The 23420-nt window shown below is 48.0% G+C and carries 22 protein-coding genes and 1 tRNA gene; 10 read left to right on the top strand and 13 right to left on the bottom strand.

All coding sequences use genetic code 11. The features are described 5' to 3' along the window. Nucleotides 1-28: 28 nt before the first annotated feature. Together MKQ68_RS14145 and MKQ68_RS14150 are read right to left on the bottom strand one after the other, a co-directional pair. Entirely contained in the window at nt 29-1297 is a 1269-nt protein-coding gene (locus MKQ68_RS14145; protein WP_264279702.1) for an NHL repeat-containing protein, read from the bottom strand. A 317-nt stretch (nt 1298-1614) separates the two neighbouring features. Beyond that, nucleotides 1615-2310, bottom strand: coding sequence for a phosphatase PAP2 family protein (locus MKQ68_RS14150; RefSeq protein WP_264279703.1), 696 nt, complete (start codon nt 2308-2310; stop codon nt 1615-1617). A 183-nt stretch (nt 2311-2493) separates the two neighbouring features. Here MKQ68_RS14150 and MKQ68_RS14155 point away from each other — a divergent pair, with 183 nt between their 5' ends. Both MKQ68_RS14155 and MKQ68_RS14160 read left to right on the top strand, forming a co-directional pair. Continuing rightward, the gene (locus MKQ68_RS14155; RefSeq protein WP_264279704.1) at nt 2494-3168 is read left to right on the top strand and encodes a response regulator transcription factor; all 675 of its coding nucleotides are present in this window, start codon (nt 2494-2496) and stop codon (nt 3166-3168) included. Then, a complete protein-coding gene (locus MKQ68_RS14160; protein WP_264279705.1) occupies nt 3165-4235 on the top strand; it encodes a sensor histidine kinase in 1071 nt (356 codons plus the stop codon). Before MKQ68_RS14155 ends, MKQ68_RS14160 begins: the two co-directional genes overlap by 4 nt. Before the next feature lie 37 nt (nt 4236-4272). On the opposite strand, the gene MKQ68_RS14165 is transcribed toward MKQ68_RS14160, so the two are convergent. Further along, nucleotides 4273-4629 carry an EamA family transporter gene (locus MKQ68_RS14165; protein ID WP_264279706.1) on the bottom strand — a complete coding sequence of 119 codons (357 nt, stop codon included), beginning with the start codon at nt 4627-4629 and terminating at the stop codon, nt 4273-4275. A gap of 165 nt (nt 4630-4794) precedes the next feature. Next, nucleotides 4795-7209, bottom strand: coding sequence for a TonB-dependent receptor (locus MKQ68_RS14170; RefSeq protein ID WP_264279707.1), 2415 nt, complete (start codon nt 7207-7209; stop codon nt 4795-4797). A gap of 385 nt (nt 7210-7594) precedes the next feature. On the opposite strand from MKQ68_RS14170, the gene MKQ68_RS14175 reads away from it, so the two are divergent. From MKQ68_RS14175 to MKQ68_RS14195, 5 genes are read left to right on the top strand one after another with little or no spacing between them, the layout of a single operon-like run. Beyond that, complete coding sequence (locus tag MKQ68_RS14175; protein ID WP_244839308.1) at nt 7595-7870, top strand: hypothetical protein; 276 nt, start codon at nt 7595-7597, stop codon at nt 7868-7870. Next, nucleotides 7836-8213 (top strand): helix-turn-helix domain-containing protein, encoded by a 378-nt coding sequence (locus MKQ68_RS14180; RefSeq protein WP_264279708.1) that lies wholly within the window; start codon nt 7836-7838, stop codon nt 8211-8213. Before MKQ68_RS14175 ends, MKQ68_RS14180 begins: the two co-directional genes overlap by 35 nt. Beyond that, nucleotides 8210-9736, top strand: coding sequence for a recombinase family protein (locus tag MKQ68_RS14185; protein WP_264279709.1), 1527 nt, complete (start codon nt 8210-8212; stop codon nt 9734-9736). Before MKQ68_RS14180 ends, MKQ68_RS14185 begins: the two co-directional genes overlap by 4 nt. Nucleotides 9737-9756: 20 nt before the next feature. After that, nucleotides 9757-10110, top strand: a complete 354-nt coding sequence (locus MKQ68_RS14190; protein ID WP_264279710.1) for an ISAon1 family transposase N-terminal region protein — start codon at nt 9757-9759, stop codon at nt 10108-10110. Next, nucleotides 10103-11086: an ISAon1 family transposase gene (locus tag MKQ68_RS14195; protein WP_349773788.1), complete on the top strand. Its 984-nt coding sequence runs from the start codon at nt 10103-10105 to the stop codon at nt 11084-11086. Before MKQ68_RS14190 ends, MKQ68_RS14195 begins: the two co-directional genes overlap by 8 nt. A 127-nt stretch (nt 11087-11213) precedes the next feature. Here MKQ68_RS14195 and MKQ68_RS14200 read toward each other — a convergent pair. The 5 genes from MKQ68_RS14200 to MKQ68_RS14220 form a co-directional block, all read right to left on the bottom strand. Further along, nucleotides 11214-11297: transfer RNA gene (locus tag MKQ68_RS14200), tRNA-Leu, on the bottom strand. A gap of 80 nt (nt 11298-11377) precedes the next feature. Beyond that, nucleotides 11378-12316, bottom strand: a complete 939-nt coding sequence (locus MKQ68_RS14205; protein ID WP_264279711.1) for a polyketide cyclase — start codon at nt 12314-12316, stop codon at nt 11378-11380. A gap of 76 nt (nt 12317-12392) precedes the next feature. Continuing rightward, nucleotides 12393-13235 carry a sugar phosphate isomerase/epimerase family protein gene (locus MKQ68_RS14210; RefSeq protein ID WP_264279712.1) on the bottom strand — a complete coding sequence of 281 codons (843 nt, stop codon included), beginning with the start codon at nt 13233-13235 and terminating at the stop codon, nt 12393-12395. A gap of 401 nt (nt 13236-13636) precedes the next feature. Further along, nucleotides 13637-14476 carry a sigma-70 family RNA polymerase sigma factor gene (locus MKQ68_RS14215; RefSeq protein WP_264279713.1) on the bottom strand — a complete coding sequence of 280 codons (840 nt, stop codon included), beginning with the start codon at nt 14474-14476 and terminating at the stop codon, nt 13637-13639. A gap of 2 nt (nt 14477-14478) precedes the next feature. Further along, nucleotides 14479-14940 carry a carboxymuconolactone decarboxylase family protein gene (locus tag MKQ68_RS14220; protein ID WP_264279714.1) on the bottom strand — a complete coding sequence of 154 codons (462 nt, stop codon included), beginning with the start codon at nt 14938-14940 and terminating at the stop codon, nt 14479-14481. 390 nt (nt 14941-15330) lie between these two features. On the opposite strand from MKQ68_RS14220, the gene MKQ68_RS14225 reads away from it, so the two are divergent. Continuing rightward, nucleotides 15331-15795: a lipocalin family protein gene (locus tag MKQ68_RS14225; RefSeq protein WP_264279715.1), complete on the top strand. Its 465-nt coding sequence runs from the start codon at nt 15331-15333 to the stop codon at nt 15793-15795. 98 nt (nt 15796-15893) lie between these two features. Beyond that, complete coding sequence (locus MKQ68_RS14230) at nt 15894-16499, top strand: hypothetical protein (RefSeq protein WP_244839318.1); 606 nt, start codon at nt 15894-15896, stop codon at nt 16497-16499. On the opposite strand, the gene MKQ68_RS14235 is transcribed toward MKQ68_RS14230, so the two are convergent. Next, on the bottom strand, nt 16494-17651 hold the full coding sequence (locus tag MKQ68_RS14235; protein ID WP_264279716.1) for a glycoside hydrolase family 172 protein: 1158 nt from the start codon (nt 17649-17651) through the stop codon (nt 16494-16496). The genes MKQ68_RS14230 and MKQ68_RS14235 overlap by 6 nt on opposite strands. 87 nt (nt 17652-17738) lie before the next feature. Between MKQ68_RS14235 and MKQ68_RS14240 the strand changes: the two genes are divergently transcribed. Further along, entirely contained in the window at nt 17739-18119 is a 381-nt protein-coding gene (locus MKQ68_RS14240) for a VOC family protein (RefSeq protein ID WP_244839321.1), read from the top strand. A gap of 4 nt (nt 18120-18123) precedes the next feature. On the opposite strand, the gene MKQ68_RS14245 is transcribed toward MKQ68_RS14240, so the two are convergent. The 3 genes from MKQ68_RS14245 to MKQ68_RS14255 form a co-directional block, all read right to left on the bottom strand. Beyond that, nucleotides 18124-20526 (bottom strand): ABC transporter permease, encoded by a 2403-nt coding sequence (locus MKQ68_RS14245; protein WP_264279717.1) that lies wholly within the window; start codon nt 20524-20526, stop codon nt 18124-18126. A 130-nt stretch (nt 20527-20656) separates the two neighbouring features. Next, nucleotides 20657-21334, bottom strand: a complete 678-nt coding sequence (rpiA, locus tag MKQ68_RS14250) for a ribose-5-phosphate isomerase RpiA (protein ID WP_264279718.1) — start codon at nt 21332-21334, stop codon at nt 20657-20659. Nucleotides 21335-21420: 86 nt separating this feature from the next. After that, entirely contained in the window at nt 21421-23379 is a 1959-nt protein-coding gene (locus MKQ68_RS14255) for a heparinase II/III domain-containing protein (protein ID WP_264279719.1), read from the bottom strand. Nucleotides 23380-23420 lie beyond the last annotated feature (41 nt).

A 23420-nucleotide genomic window follows, 5' to 3' on the forward strand; every position in this document is an offset into this window, starting at 1 on the left:
GTAATTGCCCCGAAACGATTACCTCAAATCAATTAGAGATATCTGCTTTTGACCGGTCGAACGGCGTGAAGCTGCTTACTATTCCATCAGGCGTGAGTTTGCGGATCACGCTGTTCTTCCTGTCTACGATAAAGAGATTGCCTTTGCTATCGTATGCCATGCAAGCCGGAAAATTGAAAAGGGCTGTGAGCGCTTTACCGTCCTTATGCCCTTCTTCCGCAAAGCCCCCGATATTTTTCCCGCAATCTGCGATAGCTCCATTCCCCGCCAGGGTGATCACTTTCCCGTCAGCAATTTTGGTGATGCGATGGCTCCTGTTATCGGCATAAACGATATCTCCTTTCTTATCAATTATCAGGTATCCGGGGTCGAATAATTCAGCCTTGCTGGTATCGCCGGTAGTGTAAACAGGGCACCAATCTCTTTTGTAAGGCTTACCGGCCATGGTGCTCACCTGCATTGTTTTTGTATTTAGCTTCCTGACTGCGCGGCTGATCCCACCCCCGGAAAAGATGATGTTGTCGTCCTTGTCAACGGACATGCCAGACAGGCAAAGCAGCAGATACTGGCCATCACTGTTTTTAAGAGTGGTTACTTTGCCATTGCTAACCTTGCGGATAATGCACCAGTAATCCCAGCCGCCGTCTGTCCTTAGCTTTGCTGGAATGCCAGGTTCAAAAGCTACCTGGCCGGTTTTCACACCACCCACGCTCTTCAGGCAACTCGAGGCAACATCTGCAAAATAGATATCCCCGTTGCTGCCGATCGCCGCGCTTCTGAAGCTATTGAATTTTGCAGCCTTCACATCGCCGTCTTCGAAGCCACCATAATTTTTATCGCCTCCATAATACTCGATCTCACAATTTCCGTTGACCACTTTCAATTTATTGATAGTGCTTCCGTACATATAGAACATATTATCGTTCCTGTCAATAACGATCTGACTCCCGCCGATGTTATGTATCCGCTTTACGGTTCCATCAGGAGTGATCATTACCGTACCATCCCTGTCTATCACGTACATATTGTCTTTACTGTCAATTGCCAGGTAGGCGGGGCGATTCACCACGTTGGCTTCCGGCGGGAATGATAGAGGAGCGGCAGCACCTTCCTTTGTTTTATCCACCGATTTGTCGCCTGGCTTCTGCACTGTTTTTTCCGCATTTTTGTCCAGTGATTTATCTATTGACTGCTGAACCGCGCTGTTTACTTTGTCTGTTATCTTTTTCAATAACTGGGCCTGAAGGGGTGCGGTAACAATCATGGTAGCAGCCAGCAGGAGGATAAGCTTTTTCATTATCGTATATTTTTTTCAGATCAAATTTCCCCCGAAATACAGAGGCGGGGCATCCCCTGAAAAGGGGAATTTGAAGTATGCAATGATGCAGAAAGGAACGGGGAGTGAAATGCAGCGGGGGCTAACGAAGGGTCAGGCGTTTATCAATCAGTGGTAGAAGTAGGCATGAGGGCGAGGGAAAAGAGACAGGGGTGATAGAAAAGGATAAAGGCTTGTAATCAGGTGATTACAAGCCTTGGTTGGTGCCCGGTGGCGGAATGTTTTCGAACCAGTTTGTGCAGATGATCAGCGATTTAATTCAAAAAAAGCCGCCCTAATTAACCCTTAAAAACGGCAGCTAGATCGCCACTTCGTCTTTTTCCCCACTTATATTTATGCGTCCAATAAGCCACTTTTATCGACAATATCCCAATTCCTGCTCCCAGCAATACATCCGAAATGTAATGTCGGTTGTTCGCCATGCGGAGCGCCCCTACTGAACTGGCGAGTCCATACGCTGCATATGGCATCCACCTGAAGCGGTGCTTATATTCTTCCACCAGGAACGTAGCCGCCGCAAAAGCCTGGGCAGTATGCCCAGAGGGAAAAGAGGTAAACGCGGAGCCATCTGGGCGAAGCTGGTGGGTATAGGTCTTCAGTATATGTACCGTCGCAAGCATCAATAGTTCCCCCTTTAAAAGTATTCCCGTCCGGTTACCAATATCATTTTTAGACGGGATACCCATTGCGTCCAGACCATAGGCTATAACAAGCGGCGAAAATTGGAGATAGTCATCTATGCTGGTGTGAAACCCGGCAATGTGCTCATTTCTTTCCTCAACAATCTCGTTTTTTACAGATTCTTTACCGTTACCATTGGACGCCACACCCATCACGCTTAATGTAAGCGGTGCCCGTAGCTGCCGGAAACTGAACTTCAAATGAGGATGATATCGCAGGCTGTCCAACGCCTGCCCGCGCGCCATCAAAGCAGTAAAAGAAATCATAAGACAAGACATCCACTTTTTTATCATCGTTAGTTGTTTAACAGGATGCAAAAATGAACTACGATTTGGAGATAATTCTGTATCGTAATTTAGATTTTTCCGCTTTATTTATTTTATATAAATTGATATTCAATTATTTGTGTCTTTTTTGGTGACAATTTGAACAGCCAGGTACAGGAAGAAAACAGAATTACACCATAATTTTATTGCATGAAAATTCTAATCATCGAGGACGAAATAGAGTTGGCAAAGAGCATGGGAACCTACCTTTCAGACGAAAGCTATCTATGTGAATATGCCGCCAATTATGCGGAAGCCCTGGAACGTATTGATTTGTTTGAGTATGATTGCATCTTGCTTGACCTGATGCTGCCCGGCGGGGACGGCTTCCAGATTCTGGAAGAGCTGAAACGGCAAAAGAAAAACGACGGGGTGATTATCATTTCTGCTAAAAACTCCATGGATGATAAAATAAATGGGCTTCGGATTGGGGCTGACGATTACCTCGCAAAACCCTTTCATCTGCCAGAACTGGCTGCACGCGTGTACTCGATTATCCGGCGGAAAAGTTTCGGTAGTACAAACGTTATCGAGCAAAATGAAATTAGGGTGGATGTACTGGGCAAAGCCGTTACCGTTGAAGGAAAGCAAATGGTACTTACAAAAAAGGAGTTCGACCTGTTGATGTATTTCATCGTGAATAAAAACCGTGTCATATCAAAAGCGGCGCTGGCCGAGCACCTTTCCGGCGACGTGGCTGCATTATTCGATAGCTACGATTTCGTTTACTCCCACATCAAAAATCTAAAACGCAAGCTTAACGACGCCGGAGTAGGTCATTATCTTAAAACCATGTACGGAAGCGGTTATAAATGGGAAATATGAGCAAACTGCTGAATTATTCGTTGAAACGGATTGTAATTTGTGCTGCTGCAGTGTTGGTTTGCGTGATACCAATTTACTACGTGGCCCTCAGCCGCCTGTGGCAATATGAACTCGATGAGCATAATGTCATTATAACGCCGGAAGCCGGGCGAGAGGATAAGCTGCTGATCATTGGTGCGGTTACACTCCTAAGCGCATTGTTTTTCGCGGTGTTGCTCCTGGCATTAATTCTGGTGAACCGGATATTATCACGGGGCATGTGGCGGCCGTTCTATCAAACCCTACAACAGATTAGGCAATTTGATTTGGAAAATCCAGACAATATTCAATTTGATAAAACCAATATAGCTGAATTTGACGAACTCAACGAAAGCCTAAGAAAATTACTACAGGCTAACATCGCTGCATACAACCAGCAAAAGGAATTTGCCGACAACGCATCGCACGAATTACAGACCCCGTTGGCCATTGCCCAGTCGAAGCTGGAACTGCTTTCCCAGAGTAAAGCCCTAGACAACGAGGAATACAGCCTCATTGAAGCGGCTCAGTCTGCCCTCACCAGGGCGGGCCGCATCAATAAAAACCTGCTGTTGCTTACCAAAATTGAAAACAAACAGTTTGCGGATAAAGAAGTGATTGGTCTTAGAGAACTTCTAAATGAACTTTGTGTTCAGTTTTCACCGTTTTTTGAAGAAAAGGGCAGCGAGCTGAAGGTAACTATCAATGCAGAACCAACCGTAAATGGCAATAAAATACTGCTGGAAATCCTCATAGGCAACCTGATAACCAATGCCATTCGGCATACCCTGCTGCCGGGTAACATTTATGTGACCCTGGCGGCCGGCCGCCTTACGGTTTCCAATCCCGGGGCGGAATCGCTTAACAAAGCCCAGCTATTCAAGCGCTTTGCCTCTGCCTCGCATAATTTGCCCGGCACCGGTTTGGGGCTGGCGATTGTCAAGCAAATCGTGATGCGTTATCAATGGAATGTGGATTATGATTTCGCGGAAGGATATCACCATTTTATTTTGTGTTTTTCAAAGCTTAAGGAAGTAACAGCACAATAGTTCCAAGTATAATAAGTTCGGCCCCCAGTGCCATTTTTTAAGTTAGTGTTTCGCCCAGAAAAACAATGGCGAACAATAGCGTTAGTGCCACGCTCAGTTTGTCTACTGGGGCCACCTGTGATAACTTACCCACCTGTATCGCCTTAAAATAAAATAGCCATGAAAGTCCGGTGGCCAGACCAGAAACAAGGAGGGAATAAACGCCCTGCTTCGAGAGGGCGCCTAGTCCTTTTGCTTCTCCACGCAGGAGTGTAATTGTGCAGGCCAAAATAAGTATTACCATCGTGCGGATGCAGGTAGCGAGATTGGAATTGATACTCACTACACCGACTTTCGTAAAAACGGCAGTCATAGCAGCAAACAGCGCCGACAATAAAGCATACATCCACCACATAACATTAATGTTGTTGCAGCCAACGCAAATTTTCCGCTTTTTGTTCCGAAAGCTTTCGCTGGCAATACACTGTAAAGAAAATGATGTTTTTTCATAAACGCGATAGATCGCTCCCGCTTATCCGACTGGCCTATTTCACGAAGCATCCGTTTCCATTCCATTTTGCTAAAACTTATAGTTATAACCGACGCGTATCACCTGCGTTTCATAATAATCTTTGCTAGTATAAGTGAAACCGTTGCCGATAATGGTGCGTTTAATTACCATGGTATTCAGCAGGTCGGTGGCATTAATAAAAATTTCTCCTTTGGATTGTTGTATTGTCTTTTTGATACCCGCATCTAGGGAGAAGCGCGCTTCCATTGTTCCTTGGGGAATAATGTCCGGTGCCATGTAAACTGCCGTCAATTGTGCCTCCAGACCATTTCTAAACCTTAAATTGTTGTTGAGCTTCACGCTGCCCGAGGTGATATTCTGTGCCGCGGCGGTAAATTGATGCTCCACCGGGTACAGATTATTAACGGTGTACGCATCGATCCGATTACGGTAGATGTTTCCATTTATATTGAACGTGTAGAAAGGTGCCACCTTTTGTTCTAACACCATTTCCATCCCTGTGTTATAGCTTTTGCCTGCATTCTGAAAAATGGCGTATACCGATGTGCTGCCCGGCACTACCGTGGAAATGCGGGTGATAGTCCCGTCCACATAACGGTGATATGCGGCGGCGTACAAACTACCACCCGACCAGGTGTTTTTGTAACCCAGCTCAATGGAATTGGTGAACTGTGGCCGCAGCGCGGGATTACCCACTTTGATAATATCCGCATCGTCGTATTTCGGGAAAATCCGGATGTCCACTTCATTAGGCCGGTCAACACGGCGATTAAAGAAGGCTGACAGCTTATTCCGGTCGTTAAGCTTATAGCTTAACCGGAAGTTCGGGAACGGTTGTGTGTAATGGTATCCATCGCTACTATAGGTCCGGTGGCCCGGGTTTACATCATACCGGATACGCACGTATTCCAGTCGCAGCCCCAGTTCCGCCTCCCATTTCGGCGTTTCGAACACGTAGTTGCCGTACACGGCTGGGATCAGTTCACGGTAGGTGGCCCAACCACCCGCCGTGGTGTCCAGTACGGAATTAAGGCCGGGAATAAAGTTCATGTCCGTTGGAATACTGCGGTTACGCAGCTTAATGCCTGTTTCGATCCGTCCGTATTTCAGGGGCTTCACATAATCGATGTTCAGGTCATATACCTGCTCGTCCGATAACAGCTTAAAGGCATCAGTGCCTTTGGAAGCAGGCAGCGTGTTGTCATAAAAATACTTTTCGTCCTCCCTATGAAATGTGTAGTTAAACCCGATATTCAGTTGGTGGCCGGGCTGCTCAAACTTACGCTGGTAGTTTGCGGTAGCCATTACGGTCGTTTTCAATTCATCTTCCAGGAATTGCCAAAGGCGCGTGCGTTGAGATAAATCCGCGTTAAAGAATGGCTGATCGCCACGGTCTATAATCTTTTCGCTGCCGAACATTCCGGATATCGTGAGCGTATTTTTATCGTTGATGAACCAGTCTATTCCCGCGCGGGAATTGAAGAAGTTAGTATTTCGGTTGCGCTTCAGCTGCTGCCTCACCACATCGCCGTTATCGTATATCCTGTTGACAAACTCGTTTTTGTTCAATGTGTGCGTGTACAGGTTGTCCGCCTGCAGGAAGGCGTTTACCTTGTTCTTGCGGTAATTCAACGACAGGGAAGGGTTGATTTTAGGCGTCATCCTGTACTGCGGACGAATGCCCGGCAGGTTCGCCTGCCGCTCCCACAGCGCACCGGCGCCTAAGGCAATGCCGGCTTTTCCGTTCCAGCCATCCTGATTATTTTTCTTCATGATGATATTGATGATACCTGCATTCCCATTTGCATCGTACCGCGAAGAGGGATTATTGATGATCTCAATTCTTTCAATGGAAGATGCGGGAATATTATCCAGGCCGTACTGACTGCCGAATCCCGTCAGCGCTGTTTGTTTCCCATCTATTAACACCGTCACTTTATCATTTCCGCGCAGTTGCACCTTGCCGTCCTGTATTGTAATACCAGGCAGGTTTTGCATGGCCTGTAGTACAGAGCCTCCGCCCTGGCTAATGTTATCCGATAGGTTATAAGTCTTTTTGTCCATGGCGAGGCTAACTGACTGTTGTTGCCCCGCTACCTCTACACCTTTCAGCTGCGATGCCGTTTCCTCAAGTTCGATGGGCGGGATATCAATGTAGGGCGACAATGTACCGACGAACAACGGCTGTGTAATCGTTTTGAATCCCATAAAAGAAGCCTCCAGCAAATAGTTCCCGGGCTTTACGCCGCTCAACGTAAATAATCCTTTCTCATTACTTGCGGCGCCGGCTACAAAGGTGCTGTCTTGTACCTTCCTTAAGATCACGTTTACATAGGGTAGGGCTACGCCGTCCTTCTTTGACTTAATCGTTCCGGATATGGAAATGCTGGGCGACTGCGCATTAACCGCCTGCGATAGAATTTGCAGCAGGGCTACAAACAATAAGATGGTAGTTGTTTTCATCGTATAGTTTTACTTGTTCTGCCGCTAAGTTCAAAAGCGATTTAGGAGAGATTTAGGAAGGGATTAAGAGTTACTTAGTATTAGATGTTTTGTACGCTTTTTTGCGAAAGGCTATTGGTTTCTGATGAAGGTGGCAATATCTGTCGACAGAAAAAAACAGATTCTCCACAGAATTGAAGTAGGGTTTCTTCATAATACAGTACCAGTCTACATTTGGCGACGCCCTCCCGAAGCTGGCGAATGTTAGCTTGTCAGTCCGAGAAATTTTTGTTTATATTTTTCACCTATTGAATTTGTTGAATATCTACGCCGAAGCTGTTACAATGGTGCTACATGGAGAAACCGGCAAGGCACAGACAGTCATATTGTGACATATGCGGGAACAATGATGCAGAATTGGGATATGCTGTTTGCGGGGGTGGTTATTTTGATGGAAAATGACATGAAGAACGAAAATGTAGATGCCACCCCCAGCATTGCCGGACTTAGGGTTACGTATAACGCCACCAAATATGGCTATACAGATGAGGAATTGCTAATGATACACAACTTTCTCGAACATCTATGTATGCTCGATGTTGATATTTTTCTCAATAGTCGCGTCGCCGATAGAAATGATATCGAAAATGAGTTTAGGAAAAAGCATAAGAAGGCTGCGTGAGCTAAAAGGCGTGTCGCGGGAGTACATAGCAAGCAGGCTAGGTATGGGCGTTACCGCTTACGGCAATATTGAGCGCGATTATGTAAAAAATTTAGCTGTAAATAAACTGTCAGAAATTGCAGACATTCTGGAGATTGATATTTGTATGATTTTACGATTTGATGCTAAAACGGATCAGTTAGTTGGAGGAGGTGTTGTAAGTCAGGCGGCTCGTTCTGAACAAGAGGCAATCACGGATGCTTTTGCAGAACTGCGCGTTGTGTTGATGATTCAACGGCAGGCCAATGAAAAAATGTTAGAGGCTTTAAATCTAGTTGTTCTTTTATTAAAACAAAAAATATGAAAATACCTATGCCTATTGTAAACACCAGCGGCTCCTGCATTAAGCAGCGGGCCGCTTTTCTTTACCCCAGGGTAAGTACCGATGACCAGGCCGACGGCTACAGCCCCGCGCACCAGGAAGACGCCCTTCAGAAATATTGCTTACGTGAAAATATTCTCGTTAGGGATGTTTTTCACGAGGACTATTCCGCCAAGACGTTCGACCGACCGGAGTTTAATAACATCCTTTCTATTATTAAAAAGAACCGCGGCACCGTTGATCTGCTGCTGATTACGAAATGGGATAGGTTTTCACGAAATTTCGCGGAAGCCTACCGGATGATCGGCGTACTAAAAAAGCTGGGCGTCGAAGTTCAGGCCATAGAACAGCCATTGGACATGGAGATTCCGGAGAGCAAAATCATGCTGGCCATCTACCTCACAGCGCCTGAGGTCGAGAACGACCGGCGTGCACTGAACACACTCCACGGCATGCGCAGGGCAAAGAAGGAGGGCCGGTATCTCGGCATCGCGCCCCGTGGTTATTTTAATGGCAGGGATGCCGCTAACAAACCGCTGCTTATCCCGAATAAAGATGCCGCAACGGTTAAGTGGTGTTTTGAAGAAATGTCCAGGGAGCTTTTCGACATACAGGCGTTATGGCGCATGGCTCGCCAGCGAGGATTGAAAGTGCAAAAGAGCCAATTTTGGAGCATGTTGCGCAATCCTATTTACTGCGGAAAAGTATTCGTGGCTGCTTATAAAACCGAACCAGCACATTGCGTGAGCGGCATCCACCAACCGCTTATTACGGAACATCTTTTCAATGAGGTGCAGGATGTATTGCAGGGGAGGCGCCGCAAAATCAGGGTTGACGCAAATTACCATATTACCGAAAGCCTTCCCTTGCGTGGCTTTCTTGTTTGCAGTCAATGCGGGCAGCCGCTTACAGGCAGTGGCTCAAAAGGAAATGGAGGGATTTATTACTATTACCATTGCGCTCCCGCGCGAAAATGCAAAGAACGTTTCCGGGCAACGGACGCGAACGAGGCGTTCGTCAAATTGCTCCAAGGGATAGCCGTCAATTCGGACATACTGCGCGCGTATGCGGCTATGGTGTATAAGAACCTGGAGAAAGGACAAGTAAATGATAAAGCCGAGCTGTCCGCGATTGATGATTCCATAGTAAAAATTGGCATCCGCCTCCAAAACGCCCGTAGCATCTTATTGGATGGCGAGTTACCGATGGCGGAGTACAACCAGATCAAATCGGATTTGCTGCGAGAACAGGAGGTACTTGCGGAGCGAAAGAACGCGCTTTTACAAAAGCCGAAAATCACAGAGGAATTTTTAAGGGCAGGCGGGGACATACTTGCGAACATTGCCGTGCGCTTTAATAACGCCACTTCGGAAGAAAAAAAGAAGATCATCGGTTCTATCTTTCCGGGAAAGTTAATTTTTCAGGAAAAAAAGTTCGAACCACGGAGCCGAATGTCGGATCAAGTCAAATTCTTGGGGGCTGACAAAAAAGCTGTTTCTTTGTGATGTAGTAACGTTATAGCAGCTTGGACCAGAATTATAAACAACTCATAGAACTACTATTGCCAGCCGGGATTTTGGATTATTTTGAACTCACCAATAGTACAAAGAATGCTAAGGGTATAAGTATTTATCTTGAGGAGAAGAATATCATACCCGAGGAATACAAAGATCAGCTACTGCATTCAAAAGGGTTCTTGCCAGAAACTTCTATTGAAGATTTTCCTATCCGCGGCCACAAGGTAGCATTACGGATAAAACGCCGTCGCTGGGTGGTTCAGCCGACTGGTCAAATAGTAACCAGGAACTGGACACTGGTGATAGAAGGGACGCGAATGACAACGGAATTCGGTCTTTTTTTAAAAGGCATATTTGGATAAATACCCTATCAGTCCTTTACAATTAGGGCATTTCTTTCAGGTAGATGGAAAACAACTTCAACAACAATATAAAAATCACCTTAGCGGCTTTCATCAATGGACCCAAAAGCAGCATTGCGCTGAATGGATGTTATTTGAAGATAATATCGGCCCTTTCCTCAGTATTGACGAAACAGCTTTTTCAAGCGGAGAACTTTATACCATAGTTACTAATAAGGCCGCAAGAGGGCGTAAAGGGTCTATAGTGGCCATGATCAGGGGTACGCAGGCTGATCAGCTAATCGCTATTTTACAGAAGATTCCCAAACGACGTCGGGACAAGGTACAGGAGGTGACTATCGATATGGCAGCCAGTCTCAACCTGGCAGTTAAACGCTGTTTCCCCAATGCGGACAGAGTAATCGATCGTTTCCATGTACAACAACTGGCTTTTGACGCCGTTCAGGAAATAAGGATACAATATCGCTGGGAAGCGCTGGAGCAGGAAAATGAGGCTTATGACCAGGCTAAAAAGCAGCAGGTTCCTTATTGTCCTGAAGTATTGCCTAATGGAGATACGGTTAAACAACTCCTTGCCCGCAGCCGGTATTTATTGTTTAAGCACTCCCGATTATGGACAAGGGAACAGCAGCAAAGGGCTCAGCTATTATTTAATCGGTATCCGATTATCCAAAAGGCTTATCAGTTATCCCTACGACTGGGTGAAGTATTTCGACAATGTAAGAGTAAACAGGAGGCTTTTAAAAAGCTGGCTCTGTGGTATAACGATGTGGAAAATACAGGCCTGGCGTCATTCAGAACCCTTTCCAGAACCATCCAAACCCACTATCTCGGGATACTCAACTTCTTCAATAACAGAGCCACAAACGCTTCTGCCGAATCCTTTAATGCTAAGATAAAATCGTTCAGGAATGCAATGAGAGGTGTCAGAGACGTAGAATTCTTTCTCTTCAGGCTGAATAAATTGTATGCGTAGACATTCAATCCCTCAACTTTTCAACTTGATCCGAATGTCTTGCTTGAGTTGATTAGCAGGACTGGAAAGGATTTGAACGGGCCTAAAAAGGAAAAGGTTGGAGATATCTCCAACCTTTCCGCTCTTGTGCCCAGAACTGGATTCGAACCAGCACACCGTTGCCGGCGCTGCGACCTGAACACAGTGCGTCTACCAATTTCGCCATCTGGGCATCATTCCTTTTGTGTCAGGGAGTGCAAAGGTAAACAAGTTGATTTAATTTCCAAATTTTTGTTGCCGTGCGATAAAAAATTATTTGGCTGCCGCATTGTGAAGGTCTTTGTCAATGTTGTTGAACACGTATTCATGCTCCTGCTCGATGCCTAAACGTTCCATTGGTTCCCAGTAAAACCTGGGGGTTAAAACGGAGGTGTAGGTGGTGATGCGGGTCATCTTACAACCGTTGTTGCCAGCGGGTTCAAAGTAATAGATGGCTTCTTTAAAGCCAAGCCAGTTGCGGCCAACGAGATTGTAATCAAGTACGTCCATGCGTAACACTTTGCCACGTTCCAGTTCGGTGATGCGCTCTACGATGGAGCCGCCTCCAAAATCGGCGTTGCTTAAACGGCCACCGCGGAAATAACAGGTACGCAGTCCGCCCACTTCTTCTTTTTCCAGCACGCATTTAATGGGAATGGGAAGATCAAGTTTCAGGAGGAAGGGCTTTTCTGCATCAACGGTATCAACGGACTTAATAGCGTCGTACACTTGCTCGGGGGTGTAATTGAAATAACGCGCTGATTTCACTTCGATCACTACTTCTTTTTCCTTCTTCATGTAATGCTCGGTGGGCGCGGCAATCAGGAATGGGATAAGGGGCAGGATGAGGATAGGCAGCTTGTTGGTCTCTTTGATCAGCCTGTAACGCCTTACTAATCGCGCGATCACGTACCCCAGGAAGATGAATGGCACGACCAGGCCGATGGCCATTACGATACAGATGATGCCGGAAAGCCCCGGGATGTAAATCCCGATCAGCATGATGATGGTGGTGATGATGGCGCCCCATAAGGCATACATCCGCACTTTCATGGTACCGATGGCCACCCCCAGTACAACGGGAAGCAGGCCGAATAACACCCAGCTATAATCAACCAGGCCGTAGAACAGGAACGCGATGCCCGTCCCGATAAAGATGAGTGTAATGATAATGGATAAACGAAAACTTTCGTCTTTCAGGATCTTTTTCATGGTATAGGAAACTTTGGGTTACGACGCAAGGTAGGATAAAAAAGGACGCCTTTTCCTGGCGTCCTTTCTAAATTTTTCAGGCAGTAACGGTTTTTACGACTCCCCTGAAGTAACCAGCTGATTCGGCAATGCCTGGCAGCGGATCACTCATGTCTTTTTCATACTCAATTGCGCAGATACCCTGGTACTTAATCTTTTCGAGTGACTTGATCAGTCCTGCAAAATCGATCACACCCCGGCCGATTTCTACGGCTTTGCCATCTTTCGATCCAACGGTAACATCCTTAATATGCAGATCGAATATCTTGTCTTTATACTCGCGGATCGCTTTGCCCGGCTCCTCTCCTGCCCTCATGGCGTGGCCGATATCGATACAGAGGCCCATGCGGGGATCGCGGTTTTTAAGGAGGCCGATCACATTGGCCGGACCAGGATACAGTTTATCCTCCGGACCATGGTTATGAATGGCCAGTTTGATGCCATACTCCTTTACTTTCTTTTCCGTATGATCCAGCAGCTCGGGATTGGGTACGCCAACGATCATCGGAACGCCTACACGTTTTGCGTAGGCAAAGGCTTCGTCCACTGCTTTTTCTGTTTTCATATAGATAACGCCCACGGCATATACGTTGATTCCCGCCGCAGCAAACTTGCCTTTCACCTCGGCAATCTTTTCGTCGGAGGCATTCAGGGGCAGATGAATATCTTTTACGGAGATGTGTTTAATTCCTACCCGCTTCATCATAGCAATGGCCTGGTCCACATCGAACTTGGCGAAGGTATAACCGGCCATGCCGATGTTTACGTCGGTGTTCTTATTACCCTTTACCTGCACGGCGGCTACAGAAGCCAGGGGTGCAACGGCGGTGGCAGCAACGCCGAGGGCGGATTGCAACAGGAAGTTTCTTCTGGAAGACATATTGTTTTAATTTTTATAGTAAAACTGATCACATCGGCGCTGCTCATAACGTGGCCCTGAAGCTCCGGCACCGGCGGATGAATAACAAGATGGTGAATTTTCGGGATTTATTCTACAGTAATTACATGAACGTTCGATTGCATAATTTAAAAGAGGTAAAATAGTATCAAACAATAATGGGATGACGCAGGCGCCATCCCGTTATCATATCTATACCAGCAAGTTTTCGGGATCGCACGCAGAGCCGTCCTACCTGCATTCCCAATTGCCGGTAAACAGGTACTAATTCTACTGTAATTCTACTGTAATCCTACTACAACTCCGATACACGAGGCTTCCCATCCCTCTGAAACTCCTATGCTACTTCATGTAAAGTAGCCAGTAATCCTACTGCAACTCCACTACTTCCCCGCTACCAGCTTCAACTTCTCCGGATCCAGCATGCTCAGTACCTGGGTAATTACCCCGCCCTGTATCTCCAGCACCTGGCAGGCGGTTAAACGGCTGTTGTCATAGTACAGGATGGCGGGTTGATGATTAACAACTGCCAGGTGGATGGTATAGTTTTGCTGGAAGGTCTTATACACATACTGCAGCAAACCAGCCACCTTGTCGGCGCCCTGGCAATGACGCATTACCAGTTGCATACCCGGGCCACCATCGGCGTAGAAGGCGATGTCGGCGGATAATAACTTCTCCAGCCGGGCAACATCTCCGCTTTGAATGGCGCCGATGTACTGTTCGATCATCCGGAAGCCTTCGTCCTGGCGCGGGAGTGCAGCGGGTTGGCGGGATTTTTCCAACCTGGCTTTGGCGCGGCTGAGCAGTTTACGGCTATTCTCGACCGTAAAGCCTAACACTTCGGCAATGTCCTCATGGGAATAGGAAAAAGCTTCTTTCAGGATAAATACAGCCCGTTCCCGCGGGTTTAACTGCTCCAGCAGCACCAGCATCGAGTAGGATACGATGTCACGGGTATGCAGGCTGCTATCGGCTTGCTCGGTGGCGATGGGTTCGGGCAGCCATACCTCCTCGGTGCTAAGCACTCTTCGTTTTGCCTTCAGGTTGATGCTCTGGTTAATGACGGCTTTCACCAGGTAGCCTTTTTCGTTTTCGATGTGACTGCGATCGACGGCTACGTAGTGACCCAGCACGTCCTGGATGGCATCGCGGGCATCCTCGGCGGAACCGAGGATGTTGTACGCGTAGGGGAATAACTCTTGCTGATAATTGTTGATCATAGTTAAGCATATTGTCCAACCTGGTAGCTGCCGGCTACTGGCCTGAAAGTTTTGTTGATGCGGTTCCAAACATTAGTAAGGCTAACAGCCAATGCAAGGTCGGCGATTTCGGCGAGGGTGAAAAATTGCTGCAATTGTGCAAACAGGGCGTCTTCTATATCCTGGCTGGATGCATTTGTTAAGGCCTCCGCATAGGCAAGCGCCACGCGCTCCTGCTCGGTGTACCAGGAAAATTCGCGCCAGGCAGCCAGGCCATGTAAACGTTCCTGCAATTCACCTTTGGCCATGGCCTCCTTATGCCCCATGTCCAGGCAATAGGCGCAACCGTTAATCTGCGACACGCGGTAGTGCAACAGTTCCAGCAACAGGGGATCGAGGGTGCTCTTTTTAATGTACATGCCCGACTTCATCAGTCCGTCGGCAAATCCTTTGTTTACATCCTGGTAAGAAATTCTTGTGGTCATTGTTAATCCGTTTTTAAAATGAGGTAGATAATGTGGTTACGGAATAATGACCGGCATGGAAATAAAAACGTGACAGCTTTTTGAAAAAAAGAAAAATGGCTGTCACCGTATCACGGAGCAGCCATTTTCTACCTCTGTATTTATACCCCTAAACCTTTAATAAAGTTTTCATGAGGATGATTTCCTAAACTGGTATATACACAGAAAAAACCGGGCCAAAACTAAGTAATAACGTCCACCATCGCGCTTGCGCGGATGAAGTTGCTTGTCCCTCCACACTCGCTGTGGCGAAACCACGCCACTTTACATAAATTTATCATGCAACTAAAGTACTAGTTCATCTGCCCGGAAAAAGCTGTTCATTTGTAGCGTATAAACCCTTATCTATCCATGAAAAATACCCTTACCTGCGCCGGCCTGCTGGCCGCCTGTATGTTTACCGCCTCTGCCTGTAAGAAAGACGACAACAAGACTCAAACGGCCCATGAAAAGAACGTCGCGCTTATCACCGACAGAAACTGGAACATCGCTTTTAATGGCTACGACAATAATGGCGATGGCGTACTCGATTACAATTATATGGATGGTCCAGACAACTCCCTGGCAGCATGTATAATAGACGATGAGTGGGAATTTCGCAGCGACAGCACGTTCTTTATGCGACTCAAAGGAGAAGATAATTGCGCCACAGAGGATGGCGGCCCGTTCCCCTGGAGCCTGAGCAAAGACAGCAAGACGATCAATTACAGCGGCACGATCAATAATGTATTGCTGCTGAACGATACTGCCTTCCAATTTTCCCAGGAGGTAAATGGTGAAACGCATTACACGCATTTTCGCCGGGCAAAGAAATAATACAACCGTTAAAAATGAATGGAGGCTGCCCGTAACAGGCAGCCTCTTCATTTTGTATCGTAAATGCTTATCTTGCAGCGCATTTGACCGTTCAAGCAATGAAAAACCTGTTCCAGCTACTGTTGCCGGCCACCCTGTTTGCAGGATGCCAGCAACGTGAAAATTCCGCGCGCGAAATGAGCGAACCGGATACGCTCGTTGTGAGCCGTCCGCAGGCAACCGCCGAATCACTGATCGTTCCGGGCCAGTCGGCCGGACAACTCCACATCAACGGCGACGCTGCCAAAGCGACCAGGTTGCTGGGCAAACCAGACAGCACTGATGCCGGCATGGGCAAGTTACTGGCAGTGTGGTTCTCGCAGCACCATCGGGGCGATGATCTTACAGCCGTTTACGCTGAACGTAATATGGGTGTTGATGAAACTGCCCGCATCCGTATGATCCGCGTCACCTCTCCTGCCTACGCTACTGCCGAAGGTATTCATACCGGCAAAAGCATCGCCGACGTCCGGCAGCATTATCAACTTACGGCAGAAGCTACGTTTACGCACTTCGATTACCGCTACACGGTGTTCGGTACCAACGAGGGTATTGCTTTCGAGATCAACAGCGACAGCCTGCTTACAGGCATTATCGTGCGTGACACCGGGCGCCTTGCTAAAAAGGGCTATCTGCCTTTTCATCCTAACCATACGAAACTATAACACCTCCAGCTCGTCCCGCGTAGGCATAGGCGGAAACTTCACATGAGGTTCTGCCTGGTACCAGTATACTACGGACGATATATCTGATTGCTGCTTTAAATAACGGCCGCCCGAGCGCCAGCCAAGATCCTGTATGGTTACACGCAGGTCTTTGTGAAAGCGCACGGGGTCAACAATATGCCAGCGATACATGCCAAATCGCTGCCTCGCACGATAGGTACCATCGGAGCCGATTACCTGGTGCAGACCGGCGTAAGGCGTGCAAAACGGTATATACTTGCCCCCGCGATCGAAATTGTAAGAACCGCAGAAGTAATCTTCCGTGCCGGTGCCGCAAATCGTGGGGAACTGTTTATCGCCATCGATAAAGAACTTGATCTCGCCTTCGCCCCACCAGCCATTATTGTTTACGCTCAATGCCATGTAAGTACCCACGAATTGGCCTTTACCACGAATATTATCGATCAGTACATAGTCCGAAGCCGTATCCGGCCTGGCCTGGCGGAACTGGGCATGAAAGTACGCATCGGCCGGCACTTCCGTAAGTGTATAATCGATCTGGTAATACAAAGTCATTTGCTCTGTATTGATGTTTTCCATTGTAATGCGGCACTTTTTACGGAATGGCATGGTCCAGTAGGAATTGAAGGCGCTGCCGGGATTAACGGTGATGGGCAGTGAGTTCAGGGGAGCATACTCATTAAAGGCCATCCCAAAGAAATCGCCTACAGGGCATTCGATAGATGGATCTTTTTCATCGTCCCAATACACGCGTAGAATAGAGTAACGCCAGGTGCCGGTGGGCGTCATCCAGATGTGCTGAATCGCACCCGGACCCATAATCTCACCCAAAGTAAATGTTTCTCCAGGTTTGATGATTACATAAGGATTCACTTTCCAACCCTGACCGAGGTCGCGGGCGGCATTGGTCGCATTGGCGGTATTGGCGGGTGCATCTTTACGGGGAATCGCCATGCCGCCTTTCCCTTTTTCACCAGTAAAGTTTTCGGGGCTGATGGAACGGGTTTGCGCAGCTGATAAACGGAAGAGGTTGCCGAGGTTCATATCCAGACCGTTAAAGCCGCCAGCCTGCTGGCTAAAGGCGCGGGTCATCAACATACAGCAGAGTAGCAAGAGGGGTAGTTTTTTCATAATGACGTTTTGTGGATGCTTAAATTAACAAATCCGGCTGCAGAATGGCCGTAAATTTGACGTATGGTCTGACAAAAACGTATTGCCATGTTTACAAACACCAAAGCAATCAGTGGATTTTCGGTAAACGATCTGCAGGCAGCCAGGGCATTTTATCAAGATGTACTGGGCATAAAAGTAACGGCGGAAGATGAAATGCCGGTACTGCAACTACACATTGCAGGCAGCACGCCTATCATGGTTTACGAAAAAGGCAACCACGAGCCGGCTACTTACACGGTACTCAACTTTCCGGTAGATGATATTGATACTGCGGTAGATGCGCTGCGCGCGAAAGGCGTCACGTTCCTGCAATATGAAGGTGATATCAAAACAGATGAAAAAGGCATTTCCCGTGATAACGGAGGCCCGGCCATCGCCTGGTTCGAGGATCCGGCGGGGAATATTTTCTCTGTATTAAAAATGTAGAACGTTACTCTGTCCTTAAACTCTTCACCGGGTTCATTTGCGCGGTGCGTATGGTTTGTGCGATGATGAGTATCACGGTAATCGCCGCCAGCGACATGATCGTCAATGCGAACGGCATCGCCGTTATAGGGATATGGTACACGTAATCCTGCAACCAATGCAGCATCAGGAAATAAGCGACCGGACAGGCCAGCAGCATGGCTACTAACAATACCGTCAGCATATCTTTTACAAAGAGGGATACAATGCCTGCTACGGATGCTCCCAGTACTTTTCGCACCCCAATTTCTTTCGTGCGCTTGTGCACGTTGAGTGATACAGTACCGAGAATGCCCAGCAGCGCAATCAGCAAAGCAAGCGCAGTGGCAATGTAAGCCGCCTGTTTTAGCTGCATCTCTGTCGCGTATACCTGCGCCAGTGTTTCGTCCATAAACTTGTATTCGAATGGCGCGCCAGGCATTAGTTCTTCCCATTTGTGCTTAACTGCTGCCAGGGAAGCGGTAAGGTTACCGGATTGCAGGCGTACGGACAAGTAGCGATAGAGCGGAACCTGGCTTACATGGGTAAACACGATGGGCTGTATGGCCTGTTGCATCGTACCGAAATGGAAGTCTTTCATCACTCCTGTTACATTAAGTACGGTGGTAGTTTGCGCGATTTTTATCTGTCGGCCCGTGGCTTCCTGTGGCTGCCAGCCCAATGCTTTGGCCATCGTTTCATTGATCACCACGCCCGAGCTGTCCATCTGCCCGCCCTTCTCTTTAAAAAAGCGACCGCCCTTCATCGCTACATCGTACGTGCGCGCAAAGGCTTCGTCGGTAATCAGCATATAGGCAGAGATCACCTCATCCGCATCGCCACCGGGACGCTGTATGCTGATATTATTGCCATTGTTGCCGTCCGGCACTTCGTACGACAGCGACACTTCTTTTACCTGTGGTATTTCGGACAAACGATCACGTACAGATAACATGTGCGCCACCCCTTCGGGCGTCCAGTTGCGGGGCACCTGTGCCGATAACAGGTGCGACTTATCATACCCCAGCGAACTGCCGAAAAACAGCTGCACCTGCCGCGATACGATCACCGCACCAATCAATACGACGGCGGCCGTAAAGAACTGGAAACCCACCAATGACTGCCGCATCCAGCGGTGATCTTTGCCGGACTTCATTTTTCCTTTTAACGAGTCCACCGACTTAAAGGACGAGAGTATGAAAGCAGGATACAAGCCTGCCATAAAGCCCGTAACCAGGATCAGCAAAAGCGGAAAAACTACGAACCAGGCGGGAAAATCGCCCAACGCGGGCAACGGCCTGTTCAGCGCACGGTTCACTAGTGGCCGCACTAATGGATAGATCGCTAACGCCAACACTGCCGAGAACGAAACAAGAATAGTCGACTCTACCAGGAACTGCGCTACCAGTTGACGCTTCACTCCACCCAAAGCCTTCCTGACACCGATCTCTTTTAACCTGGAAGCAGCGCGGCTTACAGACATATTTACAAAGTTGACGATCGCCATCAGCAGAATAAACAATCCTATGCCCGAAAGGGTGTAAAGCATGCGGCGTACCAGGCCGTTATCGCGTTCAAAGTAATAATCATCCAGTTGGGAAAGTTGAGGGGTAAGATTGGCTGACACTGCGGCACTGGCATTAGCTGCGACCAGGTCTTTAATGGGTTTGTCCAGCTGCTCGGGCCGCACGCCCGGTTGTAACTGTATAAAACCGGCAATGTATGGGTTGTTCCAACTCTCGATATCGCGACCAAAGTGTTTGGCGGCGGTAATGGGTATAAAGAAGTCGCTGGTTTCGGCCCGGGAAATATCTGTAATCACATTCGTAAACGGTTTCCTGATCACAGTAGTTACCTGGAAATCACTTTTGACGCCAGCAAAGTTTTCGATACTGATGGTTTGTCCTGCCACGTCGGCTTTACCAAAATACTTCACCGCTGCCTTATCTGTAATGATCACACTAAACGGATCAGACGAAGGTTGCCTGCTGCCATCTACAACCTGAAGGCCATACATATCAAGAAGTGAAGTATCGCCCACCTGTAGGCTTTCGCGAAAGGCCTTCTCCCCTTTCGAGGCAGTCACCGTAATACCATCCCAGCGGTAATAGTTTTTCACGAGTGCAGGGTACTGTTCTTTCAGCACTTTAGGCAGCATGCCCAGCGTAGCGAGCTCGAAGCCCATGTTAGGCTGCTTCCACTCACTGCGGATGATGTATTGCTGTCCGCGGTCTTTGATGTCGCGGTTTACACTAAACTCGTTCCACACATAAGCCAGTACGAACAAGGTAAAGGCGAGGCCCGCAGCGAGGCCGATCACGTTCAGCGAAGAATAGAAACGGCTTCTGAAGATGTTTCTCCAACCTGTTTTGATGTAATTACGCAGCATATACGACCAATTGGTAGTTACAGATAGCTTTCGTAACCAAAGCCAATGCCACAGAAAAGATCATTGCAAATCAAGCATTTACAAAGACTAACCGGCATTATCTGTCCGGTTTTGATACAAGGCCTGTCCGTTAGCGGAATATCTTAACACCGCCTTCATGCCCCATGATCACTTGCTGCGCCAGCCCGGTAAACAACCCATGCTCTACCACACCAACGATACCGTTCAGGGCGTCAGACAAAGCGACGGGGTCGGAAATCTTTTTAAAATCAGCATCAATGATCACATTCCCTTCATCGGTAATAAAAGGTTGACCATTTACCTGCCGGACAACGCCATCGCCGCCCAGCTTCGCCAGCTGCGCCATCACATATCGCGAAGCGAAAGGAATGACTTCGACAGGCAGTTTAAACTTACCCAGGAAGGCTACGTGTTTGGAAGAATCTGCAATAATGATCTGCTGCGTAGTTTTAGACGCCACGATCTTTTCCTTCAGCAAGGCACCGCCACCACCTTTGATCAGATGCAGCTGCTCAGTAAACTCATCTGCCCCGTCTATCGTAATATCGATCGTATCGATCGAGTTGATATCGATGAGGGGAATGCCCAGTTGACGGGCCATTTGGGCGGTATTGTCAGATGTGGGAATGCCTTTGATCTGCAAGCCCTGCTTCACCCTTTCCGCGATTGCCTTTACCGCAAACTCCGCGGTGGAGCCGGTACCCAGGCCTACGACCTGCGCGTCTTTTACCATTGCTACTGCCGCTTCGGCGGCTATTCTTTTTTCTGCAATAAGATCTGTTGCCATGACTACGCGGTTTAACACATCGAATGTACAATAAAAAAACCCGCTGCCGTGCGGTACAGGCAGCGGGTTTTCGCTTAAATGTTGTATTATTTACCGGTGATCACAAAAGTGAACTTCGCTTTCGGCAGGTCCTTCACCGTAGTAAAGTTGATGCGATAGATGTTATCGCCCCACTTCTGTTTAATACCCTCGTCTTCCATCGCCTGCAGCTTCACCTTTTCTACATTCGCACCGAACAGTTTTTCGGGGTAATGAATGTAGAAGTCTTTTGCCTCGCCCTTTTCAGACTTCCAATGCACCACTATTTTCCCGGGGGATATGAGCGCTGCCGGGAAACAGGTGACCAAATGTTCGACAATATTACCACCCTGCTTAAGCACAATATCCTCGCTTATCTCTACCTTTTTACCTTTCGTGAAAAGAATGTTGCGCTGCCATTTTTCAATGCCGGCCGCTTCGGGATAGGCATCTTTCAGGTCGAGCGAGAACTTAGTATACCATTTGCCCCGCATATAATCCACCTTGCCTGCCTTATATTTCATGCCCGGCAACTGCGTCTGACCATTTACCGTAGGCAGGTTGTGATAGTCGGAACGGTTGTACCAGATGTCGTACCGTTTATCGCTGAACGTTTTCGCCGTGTACGTACCACGGCCCACATCGATCAGCAGGGGCTGGCCATCGTAGTATACCACGTAATTGCCAATATCGTTGTGGTTGTGACTTTCGTCGTTATGCCCGCCTTTCGCCGCGACGAAGTAACCGTCGGTAGAACCATTCAAGTCGCGGGATACGAAAACCTGCAGATCAGGCAGCCAACTGTCGGCCGGCAATGGCAGGCCTTTTTCCGCCTTGGCAAACTCGTCCTGCATAAATATTTCGAACAGGTTGCGGAAGTAGTGGTAGCGCGTAAGTTTAGCAGGTGCTTTCCCATCGATGTAATAAGCACCGAAACGCATCATATCCGCATCTTTGATCGCTTTGCCGTAACGATAGATCATCGCACCGTCCATATTCGGTTGCGGATCTGCATCTGCAAAGTTTAAAAAGTATTTACGACTGATCTGCGCGCGGTAAATATAGCGCCCCATGTTACGTACTTTCTCATCTTCAAATACATAGTTGAATGCATCATTGCTCGCCAGGTTCAGCATGGCCAGGTTATCGTACAGCGAAGCCGCCGCTGCGCCCCAGTAGCTCGGACCTTCATCGCAGCCACCATCGGCCGGGTAAGGGTTCAGGAAGGCGTCGAGGGTTTGCAGCAGTTTGTGTACGGCAGCCGTGCGTTTAGTGTCGTCTTTTTCGAGCAACAGCACAGCGTTTAACCAGTTGGAGCAGATCCAGGGGTTCCAGTTATTGGGCGGGCGGCCTTGTGAGTTGGCGGCCATCCATCCGTGATGCTGGTTCATTAATGGTTCAAAGATGCGGTAATTCGTTTCATGGTAGATGCGTTTGCGTACCTGCAACGATACTTCGTCCAGCTTATCACCCACGAAATAATCGACCCAGGCGAGCAGCGTGGCTGTTTCGGCAGAAAAGAGTTCCACGAAAGGCTTCGACACATCCGGTAATCCCGAATGGGGTTTATTCCTGGGCAGATGCGCCGACGCGCCCCAGAAAGACTCTTCGCAAATCGCCCATACACCGTTAATGATATCGTCCGTAAACCGGCCCTTGTCTTCAAACACCTCCGCCAGCAACAGGTAACCCAGCGCTTCGCGTTTAATGTTGGCAATGTCCTGGTAGTCGCTGCGATTGCCGTTGCGTACGATCAGCAATGATTTAGTGGCGGGAATAGTGGGCCAGGTAAAGCCGATAAAACTTTCCGCTTTTTTGATTACCGCCGCTTTGGTTGCTGCATCAGCTTTGGCCCATCCGGACTTATCCTGCCGCTTGGGAAAGGGCGTCCACTTCGCTTGTGGTATCAGTATCTTCCCTAATTCTTCCTTTGAATATTTGCCGCTCAGCAGGTTTTGTTTCGACTGCTGTGCCCGGGCCAACGCTGTGCCTGTAAATAACAGCACGACCATCATCAAATAACGCATGTGTCTTCTTTTTTTAACCAGATCAGTGTATCCCGTTCGCG

The organism is Chitinophaga horti, from assembly GCF_022867795.2.
GTDB lineage: Bacteria > Bacteroidota > Bacteroidia > Chitinophagales > Chitinophagaceae > Chitinophaga > Chitinophaga horti.

Bases quoted from the DNA above. Each gene is read 5' to 3' on its own strand.
- MKQ68_RS14145 (WP_264279702.1), bottom strand. From the start codon at position 1,297: ATGAAAAAGCTTATCCTCCTGCTGGCTGCTACCATGATTGTTACCGCA.
- MKQ68_RS14150 (WP_264279703.1), bottom strand. From the start codon at position 2,310: ATGATAAAAAAGTGGATGTCTTGTCTTATGATTTCTTTTACTGCTTTG.
- MKQ68_RS14155 (WP_264279704.1), top strand. From the start codon at position 2,494: ATGAAAATTCTAATCATCGAGGACGAAATAGAGTTGGCAAAGAGCATG.
- MKQ68_RS14160 (WP_264279705.1), top strand. From the start codon at position 3,165: ATGAGCAAACTGCTGAATTATTCGTTGAAACGGATTGTAATTTGTGCT.
- MKQ68_RS14165 (WP_264279706.1), bottom strand. From the start codon at position 4,629: ATGTGGTGGATGTATGCTTTATTGTCGGCGCTGTTTGCTGCTATGACT.
- MKQ68_RS14170 (WP_264279707.1), bottom strand. From the start codon at position 7,209: ATGAAAACAACTACCATCTTATTGTTTGTAGCCCTGCTGCAAATTCTA.
- MKQ68_RS14175 (WP_244839308.1), top strand. From the start codon at position 7,595: ATGATGCAGAATTGGGATATGCTGTTTGCGGGGGTGGTTATTTTGATG.
- MKQ68_RS14180 (WP_264279708.1), top strand. From the start codon at position 7,836: ATGAGTTTAGGAAAAAGCATAAGAAGGCTGCGTGAGCTAAAAGGCGTG.
- MKQ68_RS14185 (WP_264279709.1), top strand. From the start codon at position 8,210: ATGAAAATACCTATGCCTATTGTAAACACCAGCGGCTCCTGCATTAAG.
- MKQ68_RS14205 (WP_264279711.1), bottom strand. From the start codon at position 12,316: ATGAAAAAGATCCTGAAAGACGAAAGTTTTCGTTTATCCATTATCATT.
- MKQ68_RS14210 (WP_264279712.1), bottom strand. From the start codon at position 13,235: ATGTCTTCCAGAAGAAACTTCCTGTTGCAATCCGCCCTCGGCGTTGCT.
- MKQ68_RS14215 (WP_264279713.1), bottom strand. From the start codon at position 14,476: ATGATCAACAATTATCAGCAAGAGTTATTCCCCTACGCGTACAACATC.
- MKQ68_RS14220 (WP_264279714.1), bottom strand. From the start codon at position 14,940: ATGACCACAAGAATTTCTTACCAGGATGTAAACAAAGGATTTGCCGAC.
- MKQ68_RS14225 (WP_264279715.1), top strand. From the start codon at position 15,331: ATGAAAAATACCCTTACCTGCGCCGGCCTGCTGGCCGCCTGTATGTTT.
- MKQ68_RS14230 (WP_244839318.1), top strand. From the start codon at position 15,894: ATGAAAAACCTGTTCCAGCTACTGTTGCCGGCCACCCTGTTTGCAGGA.
- MKQ68_RS14235 (WP_264279716.1), bottom strand. From the start codon at position 17,651: ATGAAAAAACTACCCCTCTTGCTACTCTGCTGTATGTTGATGACCCGC.
- MKQ68_RS14240 (WP_244839321.1), top strand. From the start codon at position 17,739: ATGTTTACAAACACCAAAGCAATCAGTGGATTTTCGGTAAACGATCTG.
- MKQ68_RS14245 (WP_264279717.1), bottom strand. From the start codon at position 20,526: ATGCTGCGTAATTACATCAAAACAGGTTGGAGAAACATCTTCAGAAGC.
- rpiA (WP_264279718.1), bottom strand. From the start codon at position 21,334: ATGGCAACAGATCTTATTGCAGAAAAAAGAATAGCCGCCGAAGCGGCA.
- MKQ68_RS14255 (WP_264279719.1), bottom strand. From the start codon at position 23,379: ATGCGTTATTTGATGATGGTCGTGCTGTTATTTACAGGCACAGCGTTG.